We start from the raw sequence: 1,563 nt of genomic DNA, 5'->3' as shown, positions 1-1,563 counted from the left end.
TCGCGCCGCTCATCGGCCGAGCATCGGCAGCTTGAGACCCGCCTCGCGCGCCGTTTGCTGCGCGAGTTCGTAGCCGGCGTCCGCGTGGCGCATCACGCCCGTGGCCGGATCGTTGTGCAGCACGCGGCCCAGACGCTCGTGCGCCGCCTGCGTGCCGTCCGCCACGATCACCACGCCCGAGTGCTGCGAGAAGCCCATGCCCACGCCGCCGCCGTGGTGCAGCGAGACCCACGACGCGCCGCCCGCCGTGTTCAGCAGCGCATTGAGCAGCGGCCAGTCGCTCACCGCGTCCGAGCCGTCCTTCATCGATTCCGTTTCGCGGTTCGGGCTCGCCACTGATCCCGTGTCGAGGTGGTCGCGGCCGATCACGACCGGCGCCTTCAGCTCGCCGGTTTTGACCATTTCGTTGAACGCCTGGCCCAGACGGTAGCGATCCTTCACGCCCACCCAGCAGATACGCGCCGGCAGGCCCTGGAAGGCGATGCGCTCGCGCGCCATGTCGAGCCAGTTGTGCAGGTGCGGATCGTCCGGGATCAGCTCCTTGACCTTGGCGTCCGTCTTGTAGATATCCTCAGGATCACCCGAGAGCGCTACCCAGCGGAACGGGCCCTTGCCCTCGCAGAACAGCGGACGGATATACGCCGGCACGAAACCCGGGAAATCGAACGCGTTTTCCACGCCCATTTCGAGCGCCATCTGGCGGATGTTGTTGCCGTAGTCGAGCGTGGCCGCGCCGCGCTCCTGCAGCGTGAGCATCGCGCGCACCTGGTGGGCCATCGACTCCTTCGCGACCTTCACGATGCTTTCCGGCGCGACCTTCTGTGCTTCGCGCCACTGCGCCACGGTCCAGCCCTGCGGCAGGTAGCCGTTGATCGGGTCGTGCGCGCTCGTCTGGTCCGTCACGCAGTCAGGCGTGATGCCGCGCTTCACGAATTCGGCGAACACATCGGCGGCATTGCCAAGCAGGCCCACCGAAACCGGCTTGCCCGTCTTCTTCGCTTCCTCGACGATGGCCAGCGCCTCGTCGATCGTCTTCGCCTTGCGGTCCACGTAGCGCGTCTTCAGGCGGAAGTCGATGCGCGTCTCGTCGCATTCCACCGCGATCATCGAGAAGCCCGCCATCGTCGCTGCGAGCGGCTGCGCGCCGCCCATGCCGCCGAGACCGCCCGTGAGGATCCAGCGCCCCTTCGGGTCGCCGTTGAAGTGCTGGTTCGCGACCGAATAGAACGTCTCGTACGTGCCCTGCACGATGCCCTGCGAGCCGATGTAGATCCAGCTGCCCGCCGTCATCTGGCCGTACATCATGAGGCCCTTGCGGTCCAGTTCGTGGAAGTGTTCCCACGTGGCCCAGTGCGGCACGAGGTTCGAGTTCGCGAGCAGCACGCGCGGGGCGTCCGCATGCGTGCGGAACACGCCCACGGGCTTGCCCGACTGGATCAGCAGCGTCTCGTCCTCGTTCAGGTCCTTCAGCGACGCGAGGATCTGGTCGAAGCACTCCCAGTTGCGCGCGGCGCGGCCAATGCCGCCGTACACCACGAGCGCATGCGGATGCTCGGCGACTTC

1 protein-coding gene is annotated in these 1,563 nt (G+C 67.2%); it reads right to left on the bottom strand.

What is annotated here, in order from left to right; genetic code table 11:
• Nucleotides 1-9 precede the first annotated feature (9 nt).
• The coding region (gene hutU, locus M3I56_RS40480) for a urocanate hydratase (protein WP_254358645.1) at nt 10-1,563 on the bottom strand (1,554 nt) is incomplete at its 5' end.

The organism is Paraburkholderia sp. CNPSo 3281, from assembly GCF_024206515.1.
GTDB classification, from domain to species: domain Bacteria; phylum Pseudomonadota; class Gammaproteobacteria; order Burkholderiales; family Burkholderiaceae; genus Paraburkholderia; species Paraburkholderia nodosa.
The sequence above is the reverse complement of the archived record's forward strand: the minus strand, read 5'-3'. Positions and strand labels throughout refer to the sequence as shown.